This is a genomic window from Psychrobacillus sp. 05T411, assembly GCF_056396485.1.
Map to the genome: position 1 here is coordinate 26,745 of NZ_JBFTLO010000028.1, position 26,174 is coordinate 52,918.

Annotated in this window: 24 protein-coding genes and 2 tRNA genes; 24 read left to right on the plus strand and 2 right to left on the minus strand. The window is 38.7% G+C overall.

Annotated features, from left to right (window positions below):
* The first annotated feature begins 6 nt into the window (after nucleotides 1–6).
* From spoVT to AC1DFT_RS17080, 8 genes are all read left to right on the plus strand, one after another.
* Complete coding sequence (gene spoVT, locus AC1DFT_RS17045) at nucleotides 7–543, plus strand: stage V sporulation protein T (RefSeq protein ID WP_478160255.1); 537 nt, start codon at nucleotides 7–9, stop codon at nucleotides 541–543.
* A 361-nt stretch (nucleotides 544–904) separates the two neighbouring features.
* Nucleotides 905–2,515 (plus strand): putative polysaccharide biosynthesis protein, encoded by a 1,611-nt coding sequence (locus AC1DFT_RS17050; protein ID WP_478160209.1) that lies wholly within the window; start codon nucleotides 905–907, stop codon nucleotides 2,513–2,515.
* 12 nt (nucleotides 2,516–2,527) lie between these two features.
* Entirely contained in the window at nucleotides 2,528–3,985 is a 1,458-nt protein-coding gene (yabN, locus tag AC1DFT_RS17055) for a bifunctional methyltransferase/pyrophosphohydrolase YabN (protein WP_478160211.1), read from the plus strand.
* A 7-nt stretch (nucleotides 3,986–3,992) separates the two neighbouring features.
* Complete coding sequence (locus tag AC1DFT_RS17060; RefSeq protein ID WP_478160213.1) at nucleotides 3,993–4,283, plus strand: RNA-binding S4 domain-containing protein; 291 nt, start codon at nucleotides 3,993–3,995, stop codon at nucleotides 4,281–4,283.
* Between the two features lie 77 nt (nucleotides 4,284–4,360).
* Nucleotides 4,361–4,663, plus strand: coding sequence for a sporulation protein YabP (yabP, locus tag AC1DFT_RS17065; RefSeq protein ID WP_402828551.1), 303 nt, complete (start codon nucleotides 4,361–4,363; stop codon nucleotides 4,661–4,663).
* A complete protein-coding gene (gene yabQ / locus AC1DFT_RS17070; RefSeq protein ID WP_478160215.1) occupies nucleotides 4,660–5,157 on the plus strand; it encodes a spore cortex biosynthesis protein YabQ in 498 nt (165 codons plus the stop codon). The genes yabP and yabQ overlap by 4 nt, the downstream gene beginning before the upstream one ends.
* Nucleotides 5,158–5,181: 24 nt before the next feature.
* The gene (locus AC1DFT_RS17075) at nucleotides 5,182–5,577 is read left to right on the plus strand and encodes an FtsB family cell division protein (RefSeq protein ID WP_478160217.1); all 396 of its coding nucleotides are present in this window, start codon (nucleotides 5,182–5,184) and stop codon (nucleotides 5,575–5,577) included.
* 138 nt (nucleotides 5,578–5,715) lie between these two features.
* Nucleotides 5,716–6,147, plus strand: a complete 432-nt coding sequence (locus AC1DFT_RS17080) for a S1 domain-containing RNA-binding protein (RefSeq protein WP_282240958.1) — start codon at nucleotides 5,716–5,718, stop codon at nucleotides 6,145–6,147.
* Nucleotides 6,148–6,796: 649 nt separating this feature from the next.
* Here the strand turns inward: AC1DFT_RS17080 and AC1DFT_RS17085 are convergent.
* Nucleotides 6,797–6,868 (minus strand) — tRNA-Glu (locus AC1DFT_RS17085).
* A gap of 91 nt (nucleotides 6,869–6,959) precedes the next feature.
* A tRNA-Met gene (locus tag AC1DFT_RS17090) sits at nucleotides 6,960–7,033 on the minus strand.
* 384 nt (nucleotides 7,034–7,417) lie between these two features.
* Here AC1DFT_RS17090 and AC1DFT_RS17095 point away from each other — a divergent pair.
* The 16 genes from AC1DFT_RS17095 to lysS all read left to right on the plus strand — a co-directional run bounded on the left by AC1DFT_RS17095 (nucleotide 7,418) and on the right by lysS (nucleotide 25,805).
* Nucleotides 7,418–9,787, plus strand: a complete 2,370-nt coding sequence (locus AC1DFT_RS17095; protein ID WP_478160257.1) for a SpoIIE family protein phosphatase — start codon at nucleotides 7,418–7,420, stop codon at nucleotides 9,785–9,787.
* Nucleotides 9,788–9,827: 40 nt separating this feature from the next.
* Nucleotides 9,828–11,213 carry a tRNA lysidine(34) synthetase TilS gene (tilS, locus tag AC1DFT_RS17100; protein ID WP_478160219.1) on the plus strand — a complete coding sequence of 462 codons (1,386 nt, stop codon included), beginning with the start codon at nucleotides 9,828–9,830 and terminating at the stop codon, nucleotides 11,211–11,213.
* Between the two features lie 19 nt (nucleotides 11,214–11,232).
* A complete protein-coding gene (gene hpt / locus AC1DFT_RS17105) occupies nucleotides 11,233–11,775 on the plus strand; it encodes a hypoxanthine phosphoribosyltransferase (protein ID WP_478160221.1) in 543 nt (180 codons plus the stop codon).
* Between the two features lie 98 nt (nucleotides 11,776–11,873).
* Complete coding sequence (ftsH, locus tag AC1DFT_RS17110) at nucleotides 11,874–13,874, plus strand: ATP-dependent zinc metalloprotease FtsH (RefSeq protein ID WP_478160223.1); 2,001 nt, start codon at nucleotides 11,874–11,876, stop codon at nucleotides 13,872–13,874.
* Between the two features lie 905 nt (nucleotides 13,875–14,779).
* On the plus strand, nucleotides 14,780–15,562 hold the full coding sequence (locus AC1DFT_RS17115; RefSeq protein WP_478160225.1) for a type III pantothenate kinase: 783 nt from the start codon (nucleotides 14,780–14,782) through the stop codon (nucleotides 15,560–15,562).
* A complete protein-coding gene (gene hslO / locus AC1DFT_RS17120; RefSeq protein WP_478160227.1) occupies nucleotides 15,563–16,444 on the plus strand; it encodes an Hsp33 family molecular chaperone HslO in 882 nt (293 codons plus the stop codon).
* Nucleotides 16,428–17,357, plus strand: coding sequence for a peptidyl-prolyl cis-trans isomerase (locus AC1DFT_RS17125; RefSeq protein ID WP_478160229.1), 930 nt, complete (start codon nucleotides 16,428–16,430; stop codon nucleotides 17,355–17,357). Before hslO ends, AC1DFT_RS17125 begins: the two co-directional genes overlap by 17 nt.
* A 117-nt stretch (nucleotides 17,358–17,474) precedes the next feature.
* Nucleotides 17,475–18,398, plus strand: a complete 924-nt coding sequence (cysK, locus tag AC1DFT_RS17130; RefSeq protein ID WP_478160231.1) for a cysteine synthase A — start codon at nucleotides 17,475–17,477, stop codon at nucleotides 18,396–18,398.
* Nucleotides 18,399–18,507: 109 nt separating this feature from the next.
* Nucleotides 18,508–19,920, plus strand: coding sequence for an anthranilate synthase component I family protein (locus AC1DFT_RS17135; RefSeq protein WP_478160233.1), 1,413 nt, complete (start codon nucleotides 18,508–18,510; stop codon nucleotides 19,918–19,920).
* Nucleotides 19,917–20,507, plus strand: a complete 591-nt coding sequence (gene pabA, locus AC1DFT_RS17140; protein WP_478160235.1) for an aminodeoxychorismate/anthranilate synthase component II — start codon at nucleotides 19,917–19,919, stop codon at nucleotides 20,505–20,507. The genes AC1DFT_RS17135 and pabA overlap by 4 nt, the downstream gene beginning before the upstream one ends.
* Entirely contained in the window at nucleotides 20,508–21,344 is an 837-nt protein-coding gene (gene pabC, locus AC1DFT_RS17145) for an aminodeoxychorismate lyase (RefSeq protein ID WP_478160237.1), read from the plus strand.
* Entirely contained in the window at nucleotides 21,341–22,204 is an 864-nt protein-coding gene (gene folP, locus AC1DFT_RS17150; RefSeq protein WP_478160239.1) for a dihydropteroate synthase, read from the plus strand. The genes pabC and folP overlap by 4 nt, the downstream gene beginning before the upstream one ends.
* The gene (gene folB / locus AC1DFT_RS17155; protein ID WP_478160241.1) at nucleotides 22,204–22,569 is read left to right on the plus strand and encodes a dihydroneopterin aldolase; all 366 of its coding nucleotides are present in this window, start codon (nucleotides 22,204–22,206) and stop codon (nucleotides 22,567–22,569) included. Before folP ends, folB begins: the two co-directional genes overlap by 1 nt.
* The gene (gene folK / locus AC1DFT_RS17160; protein ID WP_478160243.1) at nucleotides 22,566–23,093 is read left to right on the plus strand and encodes a 2-amino-4-hydroxy-6-hydroxymethyldihydropteridine diphosphokinase; all 528 of its coding nucleotides are present in this window, start codon (nucleotides 22,566–22,568) and stop codon (nucleotides 23,091–23,093) included. The genes folB and folK overlap by 4 nt, the downstream gene beginning before the upstream one ends.
* 15 nt (nucleotides 23,094–23,108) lie before the next feature.
* Nucleotides 23,109–24,134 carry a tRNA dihydrouridine synthase DusB gene (gene dusB / locus AC1DFT_RS17165; protein ID WP_478160245.1) on the plus strand — a complete coding sequence of 342 codons (1,026 nt, stop codon included), beginning with the start codon at nucleotides 23,109–23,111 and terminating at the stop codon, nucleotides 24,132–24,134.
* Nucleotides 24,135–24,314: 180 nt separating this feature from the next.
* Nucleotides 24,315–25,805: a lysine--tRNA ligase gene (gene lysS / locus AC1DFT_RS17170; protein ID WP_478160247.1), complete on the plus strand. Its 1,491-nt coding sequence runs from the start codon at nucleotides 24,315–24,317 to the stop codon at nucleotides 25,803–25,805.
* Nucleotides 25,806–26,174 lie beyond the last annotated feature (369 nt).

Genomic DNA, 26,174 nt, shown 5'->3' on the forward strand with positions numbered 1-26,174 from the left:
AATTACATGAAAGCAACTGGCATCGTACGTCGTATTGATGACTTAGGTCGAGTAGTTATCCCGAAAGAAATACGTCGAACACTTCGCATCCGAGAAGGAGATCCGTTGGAAATTTTTACGGATAGAGATGGAGAAGTAATTTTAAAGAAGTATTCACCTATAAGCGAGCTTGGAAGTTTTGCAAAAGAGTACGCGGAAACTTTGTATGAAACGCTAGGAACCCCGGTTCTAATAAGCGACCGCGATGAAATGATTGCAGCGGCAGGATTATCGAAAAAAGATTACTTAAATCGTAGACTAAGCCCAGATGTCGAGGAAATTGTAGGTAAGAGATCCGTTGTGATGGAAAAACATGAAAATTCCGTCGAGTGGGTACCGGGAATTTTTGAAACGGTTAAATCCTATTGTATCGCTCCCATTATTTCATCAGGGGATCCAATTGGGGCAATATTTTTAATATCAAAAGTGCATTTTATCGGCGAAGCAGAACTAAAAGCAATCGAAACCGCTGCAAATTTCCTGGCAAAACAAATGGAAAGCTAAAAAAATCTTCCTCTTTAACAAAAGAGGAAGGTTTTTTTGTGCTTTTGGGAAGAACAAAGTGGAAAATGCTTCTTACTGACTGTTATTTCCGCTGCAAACCACAAGAAAGTACTTATTTATCAGTCTTACTTGCTAGGAAGCACTGTTTATTAAATTATTATATCCAGCAAATGGATAAGGGTGACAGATTGGTAGTTGAGAGCAACCAATTCTACTCCGAAAGCAATCAATTCAGCACGAGAGCAACCATATTTCAAAATAACAAGTTTGCTTGTCGCGAGACGCATTATCCCTATACTGCACACCCCCGCTTTTCTTGTGTATAATAAATGCATTGCTGGATGGAAGAAGGATTCAACTTATGAGTAATGATTGGAATATGAAGACGTATATGAAAGGAGCAGCGATGCTTACAATTGCGGCGATAATTGTGAAGCTATTAAGCGCTGTGTATCGTGTACCTTTTCAAAACTTAGTAGGAGATGAAGGTTTTTATATTTATCAACAGGTTTATCCGTTTATTGGAATTATTACAACCTGGACTTCCTATGGTTTTGCAGTTGCCTTATCTAAAATACTATCTGACTATAAATCAACCGGAAAAACATATGCAATACCGCAAGTTCAGCGAATTGCTTTTTTCTATATTGGGATACTATCGATACTATTTTTTATCGTCTTATATTTTGGTGCGAGCTTTTTTGCGGAGGCAATGGGGGATGCAAATTTAGCTTATTTATTAAAAGCTGGTTCGTACGTCATTTTATTAATGCCAATGCTTGCTGTGTTAAAAGGGGATTTTCAATCAAATGGCCATATGCAGCCAGTAGCGTATGCGCAAATAGTGGAGCAGACTATCAGGGTATCAGTTATTTTACTTGGCACATGGATTGTCGTATCGAGAAGCTTCGATTTATATAAAGCGGGAAGTATGGCCATGTATGGGGCGGTAGCGGGTGAACTTGCGGGCGTATTATTTTTAGCATATATTTATTGGAAAACTGTTGGTCGAAAGAGGGAGCATATCAACCAGAAAGATGTGCAACTTTGGCCGATTGTAAAAGATTTGACGTTGATTAGTATTAGTGCCAGTATAAGTGCATTATTATTTTTGCTATTACAGCTAGTAGACTCATTTACTATTTTTCAAATACTTTTAGAAAACGGCATGGAGAAGCAGCAGGCGATGGAAACAAAAGGGATCTATGATCGTGGTCAACCACTTGTACAGTTAGGTATTGTTATTGCTTCTACCTTATCTTTGGCAATCGTTCCACTCGTAGCACACCGGATGAATCAAGAAAAAGGACGAACAGCGATTCCTTTTATGCAGCTTACGTTTCGAGTAGCTTTCACGTTTAGCATTGCTGCAGCATTAGGTTTAATTGTAGTACTTCCTTTTGTGAATGAAATGCTTTTTCAAACAAGAGATGAATCGGTCACATTAATGGTGTTTTCATTTCAAATCGTATGGATGTCCCTAATACTTACCTTAATGGCGATGCTTCAAGGGAGTGGAAAAGTAAAACTTCCTACACTTTTTTTATTACTTGGTGTATGTAGTAAATGGCTGGTAAATGATATGCTTGTACCAGTATATGGTGTATTAGGAGCAGCCATAGCGGGAAATATTAGTTTAGTAATTGTATTTATATGTATGTTTTATTATTTTAAAAGAAGTTGGAAAATACGTTTTGCTTCTTTCGCATTTTATAAAGGAATTGCTATTTCATCTATAACAATGGTCGTAGTGGTAGCGATCTATAGTTTTGTAGCGGATGCGTATTTTTGGGATTGGTTACCTAGTCGCATAGAGGCACTAGTGATATCTTTAAGTGCCGTGACAATCGGAGCAACTATTTTTTTAATTATTTTAGCGAAAAGACGGGTTATAGCGGAGAAAGAGTGGTTTTTATTGCCATTTGGTAGACGAATGGCCACTTTCCAGCTGTGGTTAAATAAAGAACAGTAAGGGTGTGTGCAGATGAATGAAATAACGATTATCGGACTTGGAGCAAGTGAACTAGATCAGCTGCCTTTAGGTATATATAAAAAACTAAAAATAGCAGAGCATTTATATGTTCGTACAGAGCAGCATCCGGTGTTGCAGGAACTGAAAGCAGAAGGTCTCACATGGACAAGCTTTGATACAATATATGAAAAAAATGATCAATTTGAAGCGGTATACGAAGAAATAGTACAAACCTTACTAAATCTAGCAAAAGATGCTCCCGTTACATACGCAGTACCTGGGCATCCACTAGTCGCAGAGCAAACAGTGCAGTTATTAATCGAAGCAGAGCGTAAAGGACATGCGAAAATTCGGATCGAAGGTGGTCAAAGCTTTTTAGACCCAATTTTTGCTGCACTTCGAATTGATCCAATTGAGGGATTCCAATTAATAGATGGTACTAGTTTTAAACGGGACGATGTTCAAATGGGATCGCATGTATTAATTGGACAAGTGTATGATGCATTTAGTGCATCTGAAGTAAAGCTAACGCTCATGGAAAAGTATCCGGATGATTATGAAGTGACCATCGTAACAGCAGCAGGCTCGACGCAAGAAAAGCTTAGGAAAGTACCTTTATATGAATTGGATCGCGTAATGGAGCTGGATAATTTAACAACTTTATACGTCCCGCCTATACGTGAGCAAGAAAAACGATTGAAGGAATGGCAAACATTGCGCCAAATCGTTGCAGATTTAAGGGGTCCTAATGGGTGCCCGTGGGATAAGGAACAAACGCATGCAACATTGAAGAAATATGCAGTAGAAGAAGTTTATGAGCTATTACAGGCAATTGAAGAGAAAGACGATGACCATATTGTAGAAGAGCTAGGGGACGTCCTTTTACAAGTATTTTTACATGCGCAAATTGGGGAGGATAGTGGATACTTCAGTATGGAAGATGTACTGAACTCCATTTCAGATAAAATGATTCGTAGGCATCCACATGTATTTGGAGACGTCACTGCAAATAGTACAGAAGATGTCCTGCGCAATTGGCAACAAATAAAAGCCGATGAGAAAAACGAGGATGCAGAGTCATTGCTAGACGGAGAAATGCGTTCGGATTCTTCCCTTCTAACATCTTTCAATTATCAAAAGAAAGTGGCGAAAGTTGGTTTTGATTGGCCAGATGTGTCTGGAGCTTGGGATAAGTTCACGGAAGAGCTAGCAGAGTGGAAAAAAGAATTACAATCGGGTACAAAAGAAACGCAAGTAGATGAACTAGGGGATGTGCTATTTACGATTGTTAACTTAGCACGTTTTTACGGCTTGTCTCCAGAGCAGGCAATGATACAAGCGAACGAAAAGTTTAAAAGAAGATTTCAATTTATCGAGTCTAGTGTTAAAAGGGGAAAAGGAAACTTTTCAGATTATAATTTAGAAGAGCTCGATAAATTTTGGAACGATGCGAAGAAACTAGAGAGGTAGTGTGGACATGAGATTAGATAAGTTTTTAAAAGTTTCGAGATTGATTAAAAGAAGAACACTTGCAAAAGAAGTAGCGGATCAAGGGCGAATTACCATTAATGGAAAAGTGGCAAAAGCAAGCTCCGATGTCAAAGCGGGAGATGAGTTATCTATTCGTTTCGGACAGAAAGTAGTCACTGCTTCTGTTGATGCGATCAAAGATTCAGCGAAAAAAGAAGATGCTGCTTCCATGTTTACAATAATTAAAGAAGAGCGACTTGAAAAAGTAGACCCAGCATTTATAGATGACGAAGATTAAGAAAAAAAGCATGACGCATTTGTCATGCTTTTTTTTTACGTGCATACAATGAATTAGGACAAGAGAGGAGAGAGCATATGCAATATCAAGCAGAAAATCAAACAATTACTATTCCAACGGGTGATCATTTAATATCTCTAAGAAATCGAAAAAGAATGGATTTAACTTCAGTAAAAGCGATTGAACGATTTGACCAACAAGAGTTTTATGTAAGAACTTCACAAGGATTACTTCTGATTAAGGGAGAAGAATTGAAGATTGTCCATTTAGACGTAGACAAAGGTTTGCTGACTCTAGAAGGGGTTGTTAAGGCAATACAGTACGACGAGGAGCAGAATTTAGATGGTGCTAGAGGATTACTTCATAAACTATTCGGATGACACTCTCTCTACAATTTTATAGTTTATTATTAATGGTTTTGAGTGGAATAGTAATAGGTGCAATTATTGAAGGAACACGCTTTGTGACGAATAGTTTTCCAAAGCGTACCTTTGTTTTTAAATACAGTATCGCTCTAGAAATAGTAGTTTGGATTATGTTAGGATTAGGAACTTTTTATATTCTTTTTAGTGTGCGGGATGGTATATGGAGAATATACGATCCACTGGCTCAAGTAGTTGGTATACTATTGTATGAGCAATTATTCCAACCTATATTTAGGTTAGTGGGAAGATTATTTTTGCGAATCATTATTCAGCCGATTTGGTTTCTGATTCGCATATTTATAATAATAATTAATAAAATTTTCCGATTAATAGGAATTATTCTTGCAACTATAGTACGACCGTTTCACTTTATATATAAAAAAATATGGCGTTTGGCTCTTAAGAAAAAACCAAACTTCCGTTATAATAAAAAGTACACGAAAAATTGAGATACTTTGACGGGAGCGAGCGAAATGGGAGAAAAGCAAAGAAGTGTATCTACTGGAAAACAAGTTGCTGCAATTAACACAGATTATGTTCGCTCTATAGAACGTCAAGAAAATCGTAAAAAAGCAAAAAAGGTACGTTTATTTAGACGTTTAGCTGTTTTTGGCATCATGTCTTTGGCGCTTGTAGGATTTTTAATATCCACTTTGATCAATAGCAATCAAGCGTTAGAGGAAAAACGATTGCAAAAAGAGAAAATGACAGAAGAATTAGCAAAAGTACAGGAAGAGCAGGAAATGCTAAAGCTTCAAATTTCTAAATTAAATGACGATGAGTACATTGGAAAATTATTAAGAAAAGAATATTTCCTTTCGGAAGAAGGAGAAATCATCTTTACGCTTCCAGATACTAAAGAGAAATAATTAAAAAAACGAGTGATAAAAGAGTAGTCTTATTGACACTCTTTTTTTGTTAGCTATAATAAAGGTAGGGGCGGTATGAAAAAGTCATACTAACTCGTTAAAAGAGTCGCTTAAATTTTAAGGAGGAGCATTTTTTTTATKTCAATTGAAGTAGGCAGCAAGGTACAAGGTAAAGTAACAGGAATCACTAACTTCGGAGCATTCGTCGAGCTGCCAGGAGGCTCAACAGGTCTAGTTCACATTAGTGAAGTTGCGGATAATTATGTGAAAGATATTAATGAGCATTTGAAGGTTGGAGATGTTGTTGAAGTCAAGGTGATGAATGTTGAAGCGGACGGCAAAATCGGATTATCTATCCGTAAAGCGAAGCCTCAAGCGGAAAGACCAGAGAGACCAGAACGTTCTCAGCGTCCACGTAACAACAATCGCCCAAATGATCGCGATCGTCCAAACAAAGAGAATTTTGAGCAAAAAATGGCAAGATTCTTAAAGGATAGTGAAGATCGTTTGTCTACGTTAAAGCGTGCAACAGAATCTAAGCGCGGCGGCAGAGGCGCAAAAAGAGGATAATATGCTGTCTGTTTTATCGGTAGAAAAAATGTTTAATAGATGAAAAGGTGCTCAGCTTAGCTGACGCCTTTTTTGTGCTGTAGAAAATTATATAATACTGATCACTATAGGGATTATGCGTCGTAGAGAGTTGAATGAAGTGTCCGCCGGGGAGCGATTGAGCCTTCACCTTAGTGAAGTCTCATTTTGCTCAGAGGAGCAAAGGCTGGGATCCACATCGTGTGGCAACGCCTTCGTGACTAACTTCCTGTAGGCATCGGCATGAGTCGCCGCCTGCAGTGAAAATCAATAGAATTTGCTTATTTATTCAGTATCGTCTTGCGAAATACAAAATCTTATACAGTTTTTCGACTGTTTGAACCCAATAAATGGCTTAGGGCAACAGATTGTTCAGTGAAAGCAATCAATTCTATTCAGAAAGCAATCAAATCTGCGCGAGAGCAACCAAATTGCTGGTGAAAGCAACCATTTTTCAAAATAACAAGTTTACTTGGAGTGAGACGACACTAATTAAGACGCATTATCCCTATATTGCGCAAACTATCCTTTATAAGAGTAATGTGTTCTATACATCATTAACCGTAAAATAGACAAAAACAACAAAAAAGCATTTTCTAAAGTTACACTTTAGAAAATGCTTTTAATTTGATGACCCCTACGGGATTCGAACCCGTGTTACCGCCGTGAAAGGGCGGTGTCTTAACCGCTTGACCAAGGGGCCATATGAAAATGCATCATTTTTAATCCGATAATTATGTAAACCATCCGACATTATCCGTGTAGGAATAAGATAATAATCAATTAAAAATGTATGGCGGCAGAGGGAGTCGAACCCACGACCTTTCGGGTATGAACCGAGTGCTCTAGCCAGCTGAGCTACACCGCCGTTTTAACGAACAATTAACATATTACAATCCTTTCGGTAAAGTGTCAATACTTCTTTTAATAATTTATAAAAAGATAAAAAAGAAAGTTTATTCCGACAAATCTAACTTAGCTTTTATCTGTTCTATGTGATAGCTATTACATACTAGAAAAGTCTAAAAAACGCTCCTTTTCCCTAAATCAAATACTACTGTTACTGCATTTTGGTGTCATTTGAATATCCCCCAATAGAAACTCTGCAAGTCGATTTACAAGTTTCAATTCATGACCGAAAGCGTCGAAAACTTTTTATTTGTAATTGTCAGAAAGAGACATACTTTTTGTGCACGCAGTAGGTATACTTCGATCAATAGTTGAATACGGGGAGGTATATGATTTGAAAACAATGTATGAGCAAGAACAAAAAAGAGGTTTGTCTTTTAGAAAGGTAATTGAAGGTATACAAGCACGTAAAGTGACCATCTCACTGACGATTGTTTTTTTCATTCTTTCATTTTTCTTAGCACAAGTTGTATTATTCGAAGCTTCTGTACCGTTTTTTCTTCCAATCTGGGCACTCGTTAGTTTGCGTTTTCCACGTTTTCTTCCATGGACATTGGCAGGAGCCTTACTTGGTAGTGTGACATTAGGGCTCGGACAAGTTGTCATCCATGCATTGCAAGCGCTTATATTTCCGCTTTATTCGAAAAGGATTATAAAGAAAGTACCAATTCCACTCTTTGTTTTAATGGATGTCGTCATTATCCAGTCTATATGGCAATACGTTTCGTACGCCGGTGATATTCCTGGAACCATTTGGTTGGCGATTGCATATGAAGGGGTACTAGCTTTATTTATGACGATATTTTTGTTTCAGCTCTTTCTTCCTATGCCAGACTTCATCCACAAAAGGTGGACAGCCGAAAGAATGGGGGCTGCATTACTTATAGGGGCATTAGTTTTAACTGGGATGTCCTCGTTTATTTTTGGATATGTATCAGTTCCATTAATATTTACACATTTGGTTATCGCAGTATCGGCAGCTGTGGGAGGTGTTCAGCTTGCAACGGTAGTTGCTGTACTCGCCGGGACAGTGTTGAGTATTTCTAAACTCAGTTTTAGTGGAATGATTGCTGTATATGCATTAACTGGCTTTTTCGCGGGACTTCATAAGCCCTTCGGTAGACTGTGGCAGGCATTTGGTATGCTCGGAGCGACCTTTTTCTTTTTACTATATGACCGAACCTTACCGTTAGATGCCGTTTATATCGGATCTCTAGTTACTGCCTCTTTATTGTTTTTTATTATTCCATCTAGCTGGATCACAACATTAAAGGATCAACTATTTCCGGATACTTCAAATATCCTTTTAAGAAGACAAAAATGGATGACTGAAAAGGTGAATCATCAGCTTCAGGAGTTTCAACATTTTGTTGACTTCATCACGGGATTTATATCAGATCGATTTGAACCGAAGGCGGCGGCTCAAAAAGGACAATCATCCTCGTTGCCCATTTGTCAGTCTTGTTTTCGTTATGAAACATGCTGGGGAGAAAAATCGAATGGAATGCCCGCATTGATGAAACAATGGGAGGAGCAACCTAATAAATCGAGATTTCAAATAGAAAAGAAAATGCAGTACAAATGTATAAAGCCGGCTCAAATTATGAAAGAATTAAAGGAGAAGGAAGCGAAAAAACAATTATCATATGAAATGCAACATGGTAAAAAAATGTTCGCACTAAAACTTCGTGATATGGGGAATCATATGGGGGAGCTCATGAGTAATTTAGAAAATGAGGTGACATTATATACTTCCCATGAAGAAGAAATTAAACAAAAGTTCCAGCAATGTAATATTCCGTACTTCCAAATTGACGTTTTAAATATTGAAATTGGCCAAATGGAAGTTGTCTGTTGTTTACCGACAGAGTCTAAAGTGAAAATGACTGGAGAGAGGTTGATTTTACCGATATTATATGACTTGTGGAAAGAGCCTTTCGAGATTACATCGATGAAAGAGATGCACCATCCGTATGAACATGTGCAAATGACTTGTAAATCATCCGTACGCTTTGACGTAACACATGATATTTATACATCTTCAAGTAGAAATACGATTTATTCGGGGGATGCACATGCTGTGTTTCAACTACATCCCGGGTTATTGGCGGTCATTCTATCCGATGGAATGGGAAATAATGTGGAGGCACACCGAGAAAGTAGAAGGGTAATGCAATTTATGCGCGAATGTCTCAATAAAAAAATGGATCCAGAAACGACGATGCATACGCTGCATTACATGATGAGTTTGCAAGATGACACAGATAGTTATGCTACAGTTGATCTAGCGTTAATAGACTTACAAAACGGAGAGCTTTGGTCCTGGAAAGCAGGAAGTATGTCCACGTATTTAATCCGAGGAAATGAAATGCGGAAAATTGAAAGTCAACATGTGCCATTTGGATTTTTACCAACCTTTTCAATCGAGGCAAGGAAAGTGGATGTGAAAGACGGAGATGTATTAGTAATGCTTTCTGATGGTGTCTTTTCAGCAAATACCTCCATTGAAAAGCAAGAGATGTATTATAAGAAAATATTACAGGATCCAACGATGAGTGCAGAGCGCTTTGTGAAAAAGTTAGAAGAAACCTATTCTTTACCGGGAGATGATCGAACCGTTATTTTCATGCAAGTGAAACACGCAGTTCCGGAATGGTCCATTTTTTCACCGCGCCAAGCAGCAAAATACCAAGAAAACATGGTACACTATTAAGAAAAGCATCCGGGCAGAACAAAAGAAAAAAGGTGAAAAGATGCATCCGTTCGTTCGAAAAGTAAAAGAATATATAGATAAGCATCAACTTATAAAAGAAGGGGAACGTCTTCTCGTTGCTTGTTCTGGTGGTGCTGATTCTATCGCATTAGTACAAGCATTAAATAATTTAAAAGAAATATATCAGGTCGAAATGGGAATTGTGCATACAGACCATCAGTTGAGAGGAGAAGAATCGGCAGAGGACATGAGATTTGTCGAACGTTTTGCGGTTAGCCTAGGTATTCCATTTTACGCAGCAACCCTTGAAGTACCGAAGAGGGTTGCTGTTGAAGGTGGAAATGTACAAGTAATATGTCGACAAGAGCGATACTCCTTTTTTGAACAAACAATGAAAAACTTCGATTACAACAAGCTAGCGCTAGGTCATCATGCAGATGATCAAATCGAATCCGTCATTATGTCACTAGCAAGAGGTGCTAATTCCTCTACTATTACAGGAATACCAAGAACAAGACCTTTCTCTGAAGGGAATATCATCCGTCCGTTTCTATGTGTAACGAAAAACGAGATTTTTGAGTTTATTCGATTCAATGAGTTATCATTTAGACATGATCCAAGCAATGATAAACATACATATACTAGGAATCGTATTCGTCATACAATTGTTCCACTGTTAAAAGAAGAAAATCCCAATATAAGCGACAGTATTCGTAGATTTGTGGAAAAACAACAGCAGGATGAGGACTTTCTCCAAAATATGGCCAGACAAAAGTATGAACAGCTTGTGACAGTTGATCAAGAAGGTGTTTTTTTTATAGATACAAAGTGCTTTATAGAAGTGCCCATTGCTTTACAAAGAAGAGTGATTCTACTACTATTAAAGTATCTATACAACAACTCCGAAATACTTCTTAATGATCACTTAATCGATTCCATTTTGGCTGCTTGTAATAAGGATGATGGCAATATTGTTATTCATTTGCCTCAGGATTATTTCCTCGCACGTCATTACAATAAAGTTCAGTTTTCCTCTGTTAAACAACAACCTAGCCTTACTAGGAATGTAGTGGAAGAGGATAGTTGGATCCATATTGGTGCTGGTTATTCCATCTATTTATCTAGAAACTTGACTAATGCTATTGCTGGTGAAAAGTGGTTTGTCCAACTGGAAAACGATTCCCTCCCGTTGTCTATCCGTCAAAGAGAGGAAGGAGATCGGATCCAGATAAAAGGGATGATTTCTCCTAAAAAAGTATCTAGAGTATTTATTGATGAAAAAGTTTCCGCACTGGAAAGAATAGAGTGGCCACTACTTGTAACATCGAAAAAAGAAATAATGGCAGTAATTGGACTTCGTTATGGAGAAAGATTTTCAAAGAAATATCACTCGCAAAACTATGTCTTATACATAAAGCGAGACTAATCATTAGGGGGGACTAAATATGTTAGAAAAAGACATACTTAACGTTTTATTAACAGAAGAACAAATCGAAGAAAAAGTGCGTGAATTAGGTGAAACATTAACAGCTGAATACAAAGATAAGTTCCCGCTTGCTATTGGTATTTTAAAAGGGGCTATGCCTTTTATGTCAGATTTGATGAAGCGTGTAGACACGTATATTGAAATGGATTATATGGATGTTTCTAGTTATGGAAACGCTACCGTGTCTTCAGGAGAAGTGAAAATCATTAAAGACTTAAACACTAGTGTGGAAGGTCGCGATATTTTAATCATTGAAGACATCATTGATAGCGGGATGACTTTGAGCTATCTAGTAGACCTGTTCAAGTATCGTAAAGCAAAATCGATTAAACTTGTTACATTACTGGATAAACCAACTGGAAGAAAAGTAGATCTTAAAGCAGATTATGTTGGATTTGAAGTTCCAGATGCATTTGTTGTTGGTTATGGATTAGACTATGCAGAAAAATACCGTAATTTACCGTATGTTGGTGTATTGAAGAAGGAAGTTTATTCTTTTTAATTTAAATGTTACACTAAAAGGCTTTTCATTGTACGTTAAAAAATTGGTGTGATAAGATTATCATTAGTTTTTCTGTTTACCTTGTGAGGAGGCTGGGAATGAATCGAGCATTGCGCTACGCTATATTATACTTATTGATATTTTTTGTAATTGTTGGGATATTTGCGACGTTTAATTCGGGCAATCAACCAACTAAAAATATTCGTTATGACGAATTTATGACTTCTCTTGCAAATGGAGAAGTAACAAGCTTTAGTATGCAGCCTGAACAAGGAGTTTATTTTGTTGAAGGTAAGATGAAGGGTTATGAAGAAGGAGAAACTTTCTTAACAAAGCTTCCGTATAACTTTGAACAAGCACAAACGAAGGTTTTATCATTAGCGGAAGCAAATGCAGTTCAAGTTGATATCGTAGAAGCTCCGAAAACGAGTGGCTGGGTTCAATTTTTCACTGGATTGTTACCGTTTCTAATTATCATTATTTTATTCTTCTTCTTACTAAGTCAATCACAAGGCGGTGGTAACCGTGTGATGAACTTCGGTAAGAGTAAGGCAAAATTATATGATAATGAAAAGAAAAAAGTTAGGTTTACAGATGTTGCTGGTGCAGATGAAGAAAAAGCTGAACTAGTAGAAGTAGTAGATTTCTTAAAAGATCCACGCAAATTCGTGGAAATTGGAGCGCGTATTCCGAAGGGGATTTTGTTAGTAGGTCCTCCGGGTACTGGTAAGACATTGCTTGCTCGTGCTGTTGCGGGGGAAGCGGGCGTGCCGTTCTTCTCTATTAGTGGATCGGATTTCGTAGAAATGTTTGTCGGTGTCGGGGCATCCCGTGTACGTGACTTATTTGAAAATGCGAAAAAAAATGCACCATGTATTATTTTTATCGATGAAATTGATGCAGTAGGTCGTCAACGTGGAGCTGGTCTTGGTGGAGGTCACGATGAGCGTGAACAAACACTTAACCAGTTGCTAGTTGAAATGGATGGTTTCGGGGCAAACGAAGGTATTATTATTATCGCTGCAACGAACAGACCGGATATTTTAGACCCAGCACTTCTTCGTCCAGGTCGTTTTGACCGTCAAATTACAGTAGGTCGTCCTGATGTTAAAGGACGTGAAGCAGTACTTCAAGTACATGCCCGTAACAAACCACTGGATGAATCAGTAGATTTAAAAGCAATTGCTCAACGTACTCCAGGGTTCTCTGGTGCAGATTTAGAAAACTTATTAAACGAGGCAGCACTTGTTGCAGCTAGACGTAATAAGAAAAAAGTAGATATGAGTGATATCGATGAAGCAACAGACCGTGTAATCGCTGGTCCTGCTAAATCAGGTAAAGTCATTTCTAAAAAAGAACGCAATATTGTTGCATTCCATGAAGCAGGGCATGTGGTTATCGGGCTAACACTAGATGATGCGGAAATCGTTCATAAAGTGACAATCGTACCTCGTGGTCAAGCAGGCGGATATGCAGTAATGTTACCAAAAGAAGATCGTTACTTCATGACAAAACCAGAGTTGCTAGATAAAGTAGCGGGATTATTAGGTGGTCGTGTAGCCGAAGATATTACATTTGGTGAAGTATCTACTGGTGCACATAATGACTTCCAACGTGCGACTGGTATTGTAAGAAGTATGGTTACTGAATACGGGATGAGTGACAAGCTTGGTCCAATGCAATTCGGTCAAGCGCAAGGAGGAAATGTCTTCCTTGGACGTGACTTTAATTCGGAACAAAACTATTCGGATAAGATTGCCTACGAAATTGACCATGAAATGCAAACAATGATTAAAGAACAATACGAGCGCACAAAACAAATCTTAACGGAAAGACGCGAATTATTAAATCTAATCGCCAACACGTTATTAGAGGTAGAGACACTCGATGCAGCTCAGATCAAGCATTTAGAAGAGCATGGAACACTTCCTGAGAGACCTTATGAAAAAGCAAATCAGGAAATAGAAGTAAATCTTAAAAAAGAAGAATCAGCTGAAGCGGTAGGAGCTCCTGCAGATCCATCTACTGGTGATTTACCAAAAGAAGAAAGTACCGCGAGCATACCAGATAAAGCAATTCAAGAAGAACGAAGAGATTAATAGAATAGGAAAGCTGATTGTTTGTCGCACCCGTGCGAGGCAATCAGCTTTTTTCTTTGCTTTGGGAATTATGGGATCTATAGTACTTGAAAAGACTTTTTCTCGACAACACAAGGTATGCCGCTGTTTAGGGAAACGGCGACGTAGTGAGTTGAATGAGGTATCCGATGTGATTTTCGCTACAGCCGTACGCTTTCCGCCGGGTGAGCGATGAGCCATCCCCGCCGCCCTCAGGCGTACGCCTGCGATGTCTCATTTGCCCACTCATCCGGCAGGAGTCGCCGCCAACAGCGAAAATCAAAAGAAATTGCCCAATTATCCATACCATCCCGTTAAAAAACAAAATTTTAACCAGTTTTTTCATTGCATTCATCCAATAAATGGTTAAGGGCAACCAACCGATGACTGGGAGCAACCAGTTCTATATGGAAAGCAACTAAATCAGCACGAGAGCAACCAAATTACTCGTGAAAGCAACCAATTCTCAAAATGGCTCTTTACTTGATGTGAGACAACTATAATTCCGACCTATTATAGGAATTATATGTCTTAATATTGTTAATATGGGATCTCAATAATTGGGCAATTTTCATTGATTTTCGCTGCAGGCGGCGACTCCAGTGGGATCAAGTGAGTAAGATGAGACTTCACAACGTACGCGCAAGCGGCGGTGAAAGCTCATCACTCGCCCCACGGAAAGCGTCCGTCCTGTAGCGAAAATCGCAGTGGACACTTTAGTCGCCTCACTACCACGCAGTTTCCCTATACTGCGCAGCATTACATCCGGCGTTTCCGTTTATAGGGCAGGGTAGGGTAGAGCAGAGCTAGGTTACTGTGCTTTTGTTCGTGACCTTATATATGGTATGATATTTTGGAAAACTTACGAGAGAGTTGGGACAAGCCAGATGATACTTGTGTTAGATACAGGGAATACGAACATCGTATTAGGGGTATATGAAAATGATGCGTTAATCCATCATTGGCGGATGGAAACAGATCGTCTGAAAACAGAGGACGAGTATGGTATGCAAGTGAAGGCATTATTTTCCCATGCAAATATAACTTTTGAGCAAATTGAAGGAATTATTATTTCATCTGTAGTACCTCCAATTATGTTTTCTTTAGAGGCGATGTGTAAAAAATATTTTGGTATAAAACCATTAATAGTAGGTCCAGGTGTTAAAACCGGCTTAAATATTAAATATGAAAACCCTCGTGAAGTGGGAGCGGATCGAATTGTAAATGCGGTTGCTGCCATCCATGAATATGGATCACCTCTTATTATTGTAGATTTCGGTACTGCGACAACATTTTGTTATGTAAACGAGAAAGGTGAATATATGGGGGGCGCTATTGCTCCAGGTATCGGTATATCGACAGAAGCATTGTTTACGAAAGCGAGTAAACTTCCTCGAATTGAACTAACAAGACCTGAGCATATCATTGGGAAAAATACTGTATCGGCTATGCAAGCAGGTATTGTATATGGTTATGTAGGGCAAGTTGATGGTATTGTGAATCGGATGAAAAAGAATTCGAAAAAGGTCCCTACAGTAATTGCGACTGGGGGAATGGCTTCTTTGATAGGAGAAGAAACAACGGTAATAGACGTTATTGATCCTTTCTTAACGTTAAAAGGATTATACTTAATATATCAACGAAATATGGATGAAAGAGGGATAAAATAAATGAAAGACTATTTAGTAAGAGCTTTAGCTTTTGAAGGAAGTGTTCGGGCATTTGCCGTTCGAACAACAGATACAGTAGGAGAAGCACAACGTCGACATGAGACGTGGCCGACAGCATCAGCGGCACTTGGCAGATCAATGACTGCTGCTGTAATGATGGGAGCAATGTTAAAAGGCGAAGACAAGATCACGGTTAAAATAGAAGGAAATGGTCCGATTGGTCCAATGGTAATTGATAGTAATGCCAAAGGGGAAGTGCGTGGATATGTGACAAACCCACAAACCCATTTTGAGTTGAATGAAAAAGGAAAATTAGATGTTCGTCGTGCAGTAGGAACAGAAGGTACTCTTACAATGGTTAAAGATTTAGGTATGAGAGATTTCTTTACAGGGCAAGTGCCAATTACTTCTGGTGAAATTGCAGAAGACTTTACGTATTATTTTGCTGTATCAGAACAAGTACCATCTTCTGTAGGACTTGGTGTTTTAGTTAATCCTGATAATACGATTTTAGCTGCAGGTGGATTTGTTATACAACTAATGCCAGGTACGGACGATGAAACAATTACAATAATCGAGGAACATTTAAATAAAATGGAGCCAGTTTCTAAAATGATCGAAAAAGGTTTAACTCCAGAGGAATTGCTATTTGAGATTTTGGGGCAAGAAAATGTACAGATATTGAGTACAATGCCAGTTGCATTCGAATGTAATTGCTCCAAAGAAAGATTTGGAACTGCCATCATCAGTTTGGGGGAAAGTGAGATTCGCGAAATGATTGCGGAAGATGGAGGAGCCGAAGCACAATGTCATTTCTGTATGGAAAAATATAATTACTCTGTAGATGAATTGGAGTCATTTATCGATGAAATCAATGCGTAATGACGAAGAATCTCAACCCAAACGACGTTTAAAAACGAAACCAGTACTTCTCGTACTCGGCGTCCTATTACTGGGTAATTTACTTTGGTTCATTGCTTGGTTAATACCGAATGATAAGGTTGTCGAAACGAAAGAAGAAGTCGCTTCAGTTGATGGAAAAGTTATTACAAAAGAGCAATGGATGGCTTCGATGGAGTCCATGTATGGAAAAGAAGTTTTATTGGACATGGTCAATGCAGAAGTAATGGAAGCAGCGGCTGAAAAAAACAATATTAAAGTAAATGACGCAGAAATCGACTTGGAGCTTGCACTGATTCGATCAACTCAAGAAGGGGTTGATACATCATTTCAATCATTCGATGAAGAAGTGATGCGTAAAAAAGTTCGTGCACGACTAATTTTAGAAAAAGTATTGGCGAAAGACATCGTTATTGAAGATGCGGATATTCAAGCATTTTATGAGAACAATAAAAACTTATACAATATACCGACGTCTTATCGTACAAGCGTTATTTATAGTGCAACAGAAGCTGAAGCAAAAGAAGTAGTGAAAGAACTGAAAAATGGTTCCTCGTTTGATGGATTAGCAAGAGAGCGTTCTTCTGATGTAAGCTCAGCTAGTTTAGGTGGGGATATTGGATATATTGCGGAAGGTACTGAAACAGTAGACGAAGCATTATGGAAAACCTTACCGAAAATAGATGCGGGTAAATGGAGTGATGTTATTCCATTAACAGATGGTCGTTTTGCAGTTGCACAAGTGAATAGTGTATTTGAAGGGCAGTCTTTTTCGTTCTCGGATGTAGAAGATCATATTCGTAGAGAGCTCGCACTAGATCAATTGTCGCGATCAGTTACACAAGAAACATTTTGGGAAGAATTTAATGCAGATTGGTTTTATAGCGAGAAATAAAAGCATACTCTTAGGAGTGTGCTTTTATTTTATTACCATTATTGACAATCCATCTGTAACATTGGTATGATTAAGAAAATAAAACCTATTAACTAAGTAGGGATTAGGAGTGGAACTATGACGAAGCTAGCACAATCCGTATTAGAATTAATTGGAAAAACACCGATCGTAAAGTTAAACAGAGTAACGAACCCAGAAGATGCAGAAGTTTACGTAAAACTAGAATACTTCAATCCTGGTAGTAGTGTAAAAGACCGTATTGCATTTGCAATGATTGAAGCGGCTGAAAAAGAAGGAAAATTAAAAGAGGGTAGTACAATCATTGAACCAACTAGTGGTAACACAGGAATTGGACTAGCAATGATTGCCGCTGCAAAAGGGTATAATGCAGTACTAGTAATGCCAGATACAATGAGTTTAGAGCGTAGAAACTTGCTTCGTGCATATGGAGCTGAACTTGTACTAACACCTGGAGCAGATGGTATGAAAGGCGCAATTGCTAAATCGGAAGAATTGGCAAATGAAAATGGATGGTTTATGCCACAACAATTTAACAACGCGGCAAACCCAGAAATTCACCGCCTAACTACAGGTCCTGAAATTGCAGAAGCGTTTGATGAATTACACGGGTTTGTATCAGGAATTGGAACTGGTGGAACGATTACTGGTGCAGGTAGCGTATTAAAAGAGAAATTCCCAGGAATTCAAGTCGTTGCAGTAGAACCACAAGATTCAAACGTACTATCTGGTGGTAAACCAGGTCCACATAAAATCCAAGGAATTGGAGCTGGATTTGTTCCAAAAGTATTGGATACGCAAATTTATGATACTATTACGCAAGTATCGAATGAGGACGCGTATGAAACGTCCCGTGAGGTAGCAAAATTAGAAGGAATTTTAGGTGGAGTTTCTGCAGGAGCAGCTATTTATGCGGCGATTCAACTTGCAAAAGAACTTGGCAAAGGGAAAAAGGTAGTAGCAATTATTCCTGATAACGGAGAGCGTTATTTAAGTACACCTTTATACCAATTCGAAGATTAATAAACGAAAGTAGAGAGGAGGCATTTATTGCTTTCTCTCTTTTTTGTGGCGAGAAGGAGCAGTTTCAAGTTAAGATGAAGGCAAACCTTTTTTAGGAGGATATGAAAAAATGGAATTACAACTTCAAACGCATGCATTTCAATTATCAAAAGCGGCGTTTTTTTATGCATATAAAAAAATAACAAAAGAGGAAACTCATCATTTATTTTTTGAAAGTGGACGGGGAGGTCATTTGTCTGTAGCTGCTTGGAATCCGTTAGCTGTGACCCAATCTACCGAAACTGGATTACTTATTGAATGGCGAGATGGAAGGGTAGAAGAACGTGAGGGAGAAGCGCTTGCGGAGTTAGAAAAGCTAGTCGCTTCTTATAAACTACCATTTGAAGAAGAGTTGCCGGATTTCCAGGGTGGAGCTGCTGGTTTTATTAGCTATGATTATGCGAGAAAAATAGAAGTGCTACCGACAATAGCGGCAGATGATTTACATATTCCCGACCTATACTTTTATTTGTTTGATGTCTGGGTGGTATTAGATATGGAGACGGAAGTTGTCACGCTGATGAAGCTATCTTCGAGCGAGGTAGATTTGGTGAAATTAGAAGAACAATATAGATTGGCTGCTGAAATGGGTATTGCTTCAAGCGTTTTTCAATCAGGAGCTGCAGTGGAAGTAGCAGAAGATCATTCGAAATTACATGTATCTGTAGATTCTTCTGGGTTTGAAGAGGCTGTTCGAAAAGTACAGCAATATATTGCGCAAGGCGATGTTTTTCAAGTAAATTTATCCGTTCGCCAATCAAAAGAGTTGAAGGTTGAACCAATTGCTATGTATGAAGCATTAAGAGCTTTTAATCCATCTCCTTATATGGCATTTATTCATTCGCCGGAATTTGCAGTTGTATCAGGGTCGCCAGAATTATTAGTGAAGAAAAAGGGGTCAGAATTATCCACTCGCCCGATTGCAGGGACGAGACCTCGCGGTAAAAGTGATGCGGAAGATATCGCCTTAGCAAATGAACTAATCGACAATGAAAAAGAACGCGCAGAACATGTAATGCTTGTAGACCTAGAACGAAATGACTTAGGGAAAGTATCTACATATGGAACAGTCGAAGTAGACGAGTTCATGGTCATTGAACGATATTCGCATGTCATGCATATAGTTTCCAATGTAAAAGGGACATTACGTAAAGGAGTATCGAATACGGAGATTGTGCGAGCAATGTTTCCTGGTGGAACAATTACAGGGGCTCCTAAAATTCGTACAATGGAAATTATCGAGGAGCTGGAACCAGTTCGTAGAGGGATATATACAGGATCTATTGGATGGTTAGGGTTTTCAGGTGATTTAGAGTTCAATATTGTGATTCGCACCGCGTTTATTCAAGATGAGATGGCGTATATCCAAGCGGGGGCTGGTATTGTCATTGATTCCATTCCTAGTGCTGAATACGTGGAGTCATTAAACAAAGCAAAAGCAGTTTGGCAAGCAAAGGCGATGGCAGAGGGGGAAAGCAAATGATTTTAATGATTGATAACTACGATTCTTTCACATATAATCTCGTTCAATATATTGGGGAAATAGGGGTTGAAGTGAAGGTTGTTCGGAATGATGAATTAACGATAAATGATATCGAACAGCTAGCACCTCAAATCATTGTTGTCTCACCAGGACCTTGTACGCCCAACGAAGCGGGTATTAGCTTAAATGTCATCACGCATTTTGCCGGGAAAATCCCTATCTTTGGGGTATGTTTAGGACATCAATCGATCGGACAAGCATTTGGTGGAAAAGTGATTCGAGCTAATAGATTAATGCACGGGAAAACCTCTCCTGTTTTTCATAATGGCAAAGGGGTAAATGAACATATGCCGAACCCTTTCCAAGCAACAAGATACCATTCTCTTCTTGTGGAAAAAGAGTCACTGCCAAATTGTTTGGAAGTAACTTCTTGGACGGAAGAAGGAGAAATCATGGGATTACGCCATGAAGAGTTTGCTATTGAAGGGGTGCAATACCACCCGGAGTCCATCATGACAGAAGAAGGGAAAAAACTCATCCGAAACTTTATCGAAAAATATGAGATTCTTGCAAAGGAGCTTGTGTAAATGGACGCTTGGAAGAATGGAAAGTTATATCATAGTAGTGAATTAACTATTTCTGCATATGATCATGGTTTTTTATACGGCTTAGGCTTTTTTGAAACCTTCCGTACATATGATGGGCAAGTTTTTTTATTTGATGAACATTGGAAGCGTCTTTCTCAGGCTCTTGCTGATTTTCGTATGACAATGCCATATGAGAAAGAAATTATTTTAGCTGCTATCCGCGCTTTAACGAAAGAGAATAATGGACAAGACGGCTACTTTCGGTTGAATATCTCAGCGGGTGTTCATGATATTGGACTTCAGCCGTCTCATTATGAGAAGCCTACGGTGATTTTATTTCGAAAAGCTTTGCATATTGTTCCTCGAGGTACAGAGAAAAAAGCAATATGGTTGAAAACGACTCGGAATTCACCAGAAAGTGAGATTCGTCATAAATCCCATCATTTCGCAAATAATGTACAAGCGAGATTTGAAGTAGAGTCATTGGCAACGCATGAGGGTATTTTTCTGACCGCAGAAGGATTTGTTGCAGAAGGAATTACGTCCAATGTATTTTGGGTGAAAGACGGGAAGTTGTATACGCCATCGCTTGAAACTGGGATACTTGCTGGAATTACAAGAGAATGGATTTTACATAATTTTGAAGTAGAAGAAGGTTTGTTTACGAAAGATGTATTAGAAGCGGCAGATGAGGTTTTTATTACAAATGCGGTACAAGAAATTGTCCCTATTAAAGAGATAAATGGAAAACAATTATTAGGTAATCAAGGTCCTATGTACACGGCGCTACATAATGCGTATGTAAAATGTATTCAGGAAGAAAGGATAATAAGATGAATTTACAATATCATACTGAACTCTTTGAAGGTGGAGGAGTTACATTAGATTTTAAAAAAGAAACGATTGTGATGGGAATACTAAATGTTACTCCTGATTCCTTTTCAGATGGTGGGAAGTTTAACGAAATAGAGGCAGCCGTTGCTCGCGCCAAGCAAATGGTTGTAGAAGGAGCAAAAATTATTGATGTTGGTGGTGAGTCGACTAGACCTGGACATACCGTTATTTCAGATGAAGAAGAAATAGCGCGCGTCGTTCCAGTTATACAAGCAATTCGTGCAGAAGTCGATGCAGTTATTTCAATCGATACATATAAATCAGAAGTTGCGCGAGCTGCAGTCCTCGCAGGAGCACATGTTATTAATGATATTTGGGGTGCAAAAAGAGATTCGAAAATCGCGGAAGTAGCCGCTGAATTAAGTGTTCCGATTATTTTAATGCATAACCGAGATAACGAAGTATATAAGGACTTTTGGCCAGAAGCCAAGCAAGACCTAGAAGAATGTATTCAAATTGCAAAAGCGGCAGGCGTTCCAGATGAACATATATGGCTAGACCCTGGGATTGGCTTTGGAAAAACGACGGAGCAAAATATTTGGATGATGCAGCATTTAGGTGATTTAGTCGATATGGGGTATCCTGTGTTACTAGCAACGTCTCGTAAGCGTTTAATCGGTAATGTGCTGAATCTTCCTGTGAACGAGCGAATGGAAGGTACAGGTGCAACCGTTTGTTATGGTTTACAACTTGGTTGCCATATGGTCCGTGTACATGACGTGAAAGAAATTGCACGTATGACGAAAATGATGGATGTACTGACAGGGAAACAGATATATGAGGAAAGAGAGGATTCACTGTAATGGATTATATTCATTTAAATGACTTAGAGTTTTATGGCTACCATGGTGCGCTAGCAGAAGAAACAAAGCTTGGTCAAATCTTTCGCGTAACGATTACGTTAGCATGCGATTTAAAAAAAGCGGGAGAAACCGATGACTTGGAAGAAACGGTAAACTATGCGGAAGTTTTTGAGTTATGTAAGGAAATTGTAGAAGGTAAACCGTATTTATTAATAGAGGCAGTTGCCGAAAGAATTGCTGCACGTATTCTAGAGGACTATCAAGCGAAAGTTAGTGGTTGTCGTATTCAGTTAATAAAGCCTAATCCGCCGATTGCAGGACATTATGCTTCGGTTGCGGTTGATATTACGAGAGGGTTGCTATGAATAGAGCGTATATTTCATTAGGGTCAAATATTGGGAATCGTCTTCTTTTCCTTCAGCAGGCTGTGCGATCATTACAGGCTACGAATGGTGTAAAAGTATGCCAAGTGTCTTCAGTTTACGAAACGGATCCGGTCGGCTATGTAGATCAGGCCACGTTTTTGAATATAGTAGTGGAGCTAAAGACTTCATTAAACCCGCACGAACTACTAAAAAAATGTAATGAAATAGAAGCGGACCTAGGGCGAACTAGAGAAATACATTGGGGTCCCCGAACTGTAGACCTTGACATTTTGTTGTATAATGAAGAGAACGTGAAAACGGAGAACCTCATTATTCCACATCCAAGGATGACAGAAAGAGGCTTCGTGCTTATACCATTAACGGAAATAAACTCGGATTTAAGAGAACCTGGGACAAATCGTTCTTTCGTAGAGCTTGCCGATACTCAAAAAGAAGGCATCCATTTATGGAGAACTTTCGATGGAGTGGACGAGTTCACACACTATACAGATAGAGAAACATAAAGAAGGTGAATAATAATGACAATTACATCAACAAAACCATTTCAAATTGGTGATTTCGTGATGGATAACCGTGTCGTACTAGCCCCGATGGCTGGTATTTGTAACTCGGCTTTCCGTTTAACAGTCAAAGAATTTGGAGCGGGACTAGTTTACGCTGAAATGATTAGCGATAAAGGAATCGTTCATAAAAACGAAAAAACATTAAGTATGCTTTATATAGATGAGCGTGAAAATCCACTATCCCTTCAAATTTTTGGAGGAGAGAAAGAAACGCTTGTTGCAGCTGCAAAATATGTAGATCAACATACGTCTGCTGACATCATTGATATTAATATGGGATGTCCTGTAAATAAAATTATCAAATGTGAGGCAGGAGCTAGATGGCTTCTAGACCCAGAAAAGATTTACGAAATGGTTTCAGCCGTAGTAGATAAGGTAAAAAAACCAGTAAGTGTGAAAATGCGTACAGGTTGGGATGATGAACATCTATATGCAGTAGAAAATGCACGTGCAGTTGAGCGTGCGGGCGGAGCGGCAGTTGCAGTACATGGTCGCACTCGTCTTCAAATGTATGAAGGGCATGCGGATTGGGATTTAATTCGCCAAGTGAAGGAATCGGTGAATATCCCTGTTATAGGGAATGGAGATGTAAATACTCCTCAAGATGCAAAACGTATGCTAGACGAAACGGGTGTCGACGCTGTTATGATTGGACGCGCAGCGCTAGGAGACCCTTGGATGATTTACCGTACAGTAGAATATTTAGAAACTGGTGAATTAAAGCCAGAACCTACTGCACAAGAAAAAATTGATGTATGTTTGTTGCACTTTGATCGTTTAGCTGCCTTAAAAGGCGAAAAAGTAGCGGTAAGGGAAATGCGCAAACATGCTGCTTGGTATTTAAAAGGTATTCGTGGAAATGGGACAGCAAGAAATGTGATTAACCAAACGGAAAGCGCACAAGAGCTGAAAGATTACTTGCATCATTTTGCGGAAGAAGCTTCGAAAGAATATAGCGCTGTCGATTCAATTCTTGCTTAATGGCAAAAAGAAGGGCTGTCACGTTTAGTGACGGCTCTTTCCATTTCAGTAGGTAATCTGAATAATGGAAAATATCGAACGATGAATGAAAAAGATGAACAGAGCGCCAAAATTGTGTACAATAAGTTCAATGTTATAAAAGATACTTGCGAAACAGTAAGTAGTGGAGGAGTGACCGACATGTCTAATATAGAAGAATTAAATGATCAACTTTTGGTGAGAAGACAAAAGATGACTGCAATACAAGAAAAAGGACTAGATCCTTTTGGTGGCAAGTTTGTACGTACGCATTTAAGTAATCAAGTAATTGCGGAATTTGAGGAGCTTACTAAGGAACAATTAGAAGAAACAACGCATGAAGTAGTTATTGCTGGACGTATTATGACGAAGCGCGGAAAAGGGAAAGCAGGATTTGCTCATATCCAAGACTTCGGCGGTCAAATTCAAATTTACGTACGAAAAGATGCAATTGGCGACGATGCATATGAACTATTCAACTCCGCTGATTTAGGGGATATCGTAGGTGTACGAGGAAATGTGTTCCGTACACAAGTAGGTGAATTATCTGTTAAAGCGATTGAATTCACATTTTTAACAAAATCACTACGTCCAATGCCTGAGAAATTCCACGGTCTAAAAGACGTAGAACAACGCTACCGTCAACGTTATTTAGATTTAATGACAAGTGATGAAAGCAAAACAACGTTTATAACTAGAAGTCGTATCATTCAATCTATGCGTCGTTACCTTGATGGACAAGGCTACCTAGAAGTGGAAACACCATTATTGCATTCTATTGCAGGTGGAGCAGCAGCGCGTCCATTCATTACACATCATAATGCTTTAGATATGGAACTATATATGCGTATCGCAATTGAGTTACATTTAAAACGCTTAATAGTAGGTGGATTAGAAAAGGTATATGAAATTGGCCGTGTATTCCGTAATGAAGGTGTTTCAACACGTCATAATCCAGAATTTACGATGATTGAGTTATATGAAGCGTACGCCGACTATCAAGATATCATGAACTTAACGGAAAACTTAGTGTCACATGTTGCACAAGAAGTATTAGGTTCTACAACTATCATGTATGGTGACGATGAGATTAATCTAGCACCAGGCTGGAGACGTTGGCATATGGCGGATGCAGTAAAAGAAACTACTGGAGTAGACTTCTGGAAAGAAATGTCGAAAGAAGAAGCGCATGCATTGGCTAAAGAACATGGAGTAGAAGTGAAACCTTCTATGGAAGTAGGTCATGTATTAAATGAATTCTTCGAACAGAAAGTAGAAGAAACATTAGTTCAACCAACCTTTATTTATGGACATCCGGTTGAAGTATCACCCCTTGCGAAGAAAAATCCAGAAGATGGTCGTTTCACAGATCGCTTTGAATTATTCATTGTGCGCCGTGAGCATGCAAATGCATTTACAGAGTTAAATGATCCAATCGATCAACGTCAACGTTTCGAAGCGCAGTTAGTAGAAAAAGAAGCGGGTAATGACGAAGCGCATGAAATGGATGAAGATTTCTTAGAAGCATTAGAATACGGTATGCCTCCAACAGGCGGACTAGGAATAGGGATTGACCGTTTAGTAATGCTTTTAACGAACTCAGCTTCTATTCGTGATGTGTTGCTATTCCCAACGATGCGTCATAGAGATTAATTAATAGGTGATTGAAAAGAGAGATACTACTAATTGTGGTGTCTCTCTTTTAACTTTCTTCTATTTGTAGTGTTGCAAAAGTATGTTGAGAGTTTATAAACTTTTTTTGAGAAAAGTACTTGTCAAACATATTAGATGGTGGTATAGTTATCAAGTTGTCATTTTCACTACTGATTTCACTTGAAAAACAAATTGAAAAAAGTTGTTGACACTGACAAAGAGAAATGTTAAGATATTAAATGTCGCTAAAACAAAACGACAACATGAACATTGAAAACTGAACATGCAAAACGTTAAGAAATATAGCTTGAAAGATTAACTTCGGTTAACTTGATAGCAAAACAATTTTGACATCATTTAATGATGATG

What these genes read in the sequence shown, in the direction of transcription:
- AC1DFT_RS17060 (WP_478160213.1), top strand. Translation starts at nt 3,993, where the DNA reads ATGAGATTAGATAAGTTTTTAAAAGTTTCGAGATTGATTAAAAGAAGA.
- folK (WP_478160243.1), top strand. Translation starts at nt 22,566, where the DNA reads ATGAATAGAGCGTATATTTCATTAGGGTCAAATATTGGGAATCGTCTT.
- ftsH (WP_478160223.1), top strand. Translation starts at nt 11,874, where the DNA reads ATGAATCGAGCATTGCGCTACGCTATATTATACTTATTGATATTTTTT.
- pabC (WP_478160237.1), top strand. Translation starts at nt 20,508, where the DNA reads ATGGACGCTTGGAAGAATGGAAAGTTATATCATAGTAGTGAATTAACT.
- hpt (WP_478160221.1), top strand. Translation starts at nt 11,233, where the DNA reads ATGTTAGAAAAAGACATACTTAACGTTTTATTAACAGAAGAACAAATC.
- cysK (WP_478160231.1), top strand. Translation starts at nt 17,475, where the DNA reads ATGACGAAGCTAGCACAATCCGTATTAGAATTAATTGGAAAAACACCG.
- AC1DFT_RS17125 (WP_478160229.1), top strand. Translation starts at nt 16,428, where the DNA reads ATGAAATCAATGCGTAATGACGAAGAATCTCAACCCAAACGACGTTTA.
- folB (WP_478160241.1), top strand. Translation starts at nt 22,204, where the DNA reads ATGGATTATATTCATTTAAATGACTTAGAGTTTTATGGCTACCATGGT.
- AC1DFT_RS17115 (WP_478160225.1), top strand. Translation starts at nt 14,780, where the DNA reads ATGATACTTGTGTTAGATACAGGGAATACGAACATCGTATTAGGGGTA.
- lysS (WP_478160247.1), top strand. Translation starts at nt 24,315, where the DNA reads ATGTCTAATATAGAAGAATTAAATGATCAACTTTTGGTGAGAAGACAA.
- yabN (WP_478160211.1), top strand. Translation starts at nt 2,528, where the DNA reads ATGAATGAAATAACGATTATCGGACTTGGAGCAAGTGAACTAGATCAG.
- AC1DFT_RS17135 (WP_478160233.1), top strand. Translation starts at nt 18,508, where the DNA reads ATGGAATTACAACTTCAAACGCATGCATTTCAATTATCAAAAGCGGCG.
- dusB (WP_478160245.1), top strand. Translation starts at nt 23,109, where the DNA reads ATGACAATTACATCAACAAAACCATTTCAAATTGGTGATTTCGTGATG.
- AC1DFT_RS17050 (WP_478160209.1), top strand. Translation starts at nt 905, where the DNA reads ATGAGTAATGATTGGAATATGAAGACGTATATGAAAGGAGCAGCGATG.
- AC1DFT_RS17075 (WP_478160217.1), top strand. Translation starts at nt 5,182, where the DNA reads ATGGGAGAAAAGCAAAGAAGTGTATCTACTGGAAAACAAGTTGCTGCA.
- pabA (WP_478160235.1), top strand. Translation starts at nt 19,917, where the DNA reads ATGATTTTAATGATTGATAACTACGATTCTTTCACATATAATCTCGTT.
- spoVT (WP_478160255.1), top strand. Translation starts at nt 7, where the DNA reads ATGAAAGCAACTGGCATCGTACGTCGTATTGATGACTTAGGTCGAGTA.
- AC1DFT_RS17095 (WP_478160257.1), top strand. Translation starts at nt 7,418, where the DNA reads ATGTATGAGCAAGAACAAAAAAGAGGTTTGTCTTTTAGAAAGGTAATT.
- tilS (WP_478160219.1), top strand. Translation starts at nt 9,828, where the DNA reads ATGCATCCGTTCGTTCGAAAAGTAAAAGAATATATAGATAAGCATCAA.
- yabP (WP_402828551.1), top strand. Translation starts at nt 4,361, where the DNA reads ATGCAATATCAAGCAGAAAATCAAACAATTACTATTCCAACGGGTGAT.
- yabQ (WP_478160215.1), top strand. Translation starts at nt 4,660, where the DNA reads ATGACACTCTCTCTACAATTTTATAGTTTATTATTAATGGTTTTGAGT.
- hslO (WP_478160227.1), top strand. Translation starts at nt 15,563, where the DNA reads ATGAAAGACTATTTAGTAAGAGCTTTAGCTTTTGAAGGAAGTGTTCGG.
- folP (WP_478160239.1), top strand. Translation starts at nt 21,341, where the DNA reads ATGAATTTACAATATCATACTGAACTCTTTGAAGGTGGAGGAGTTACA.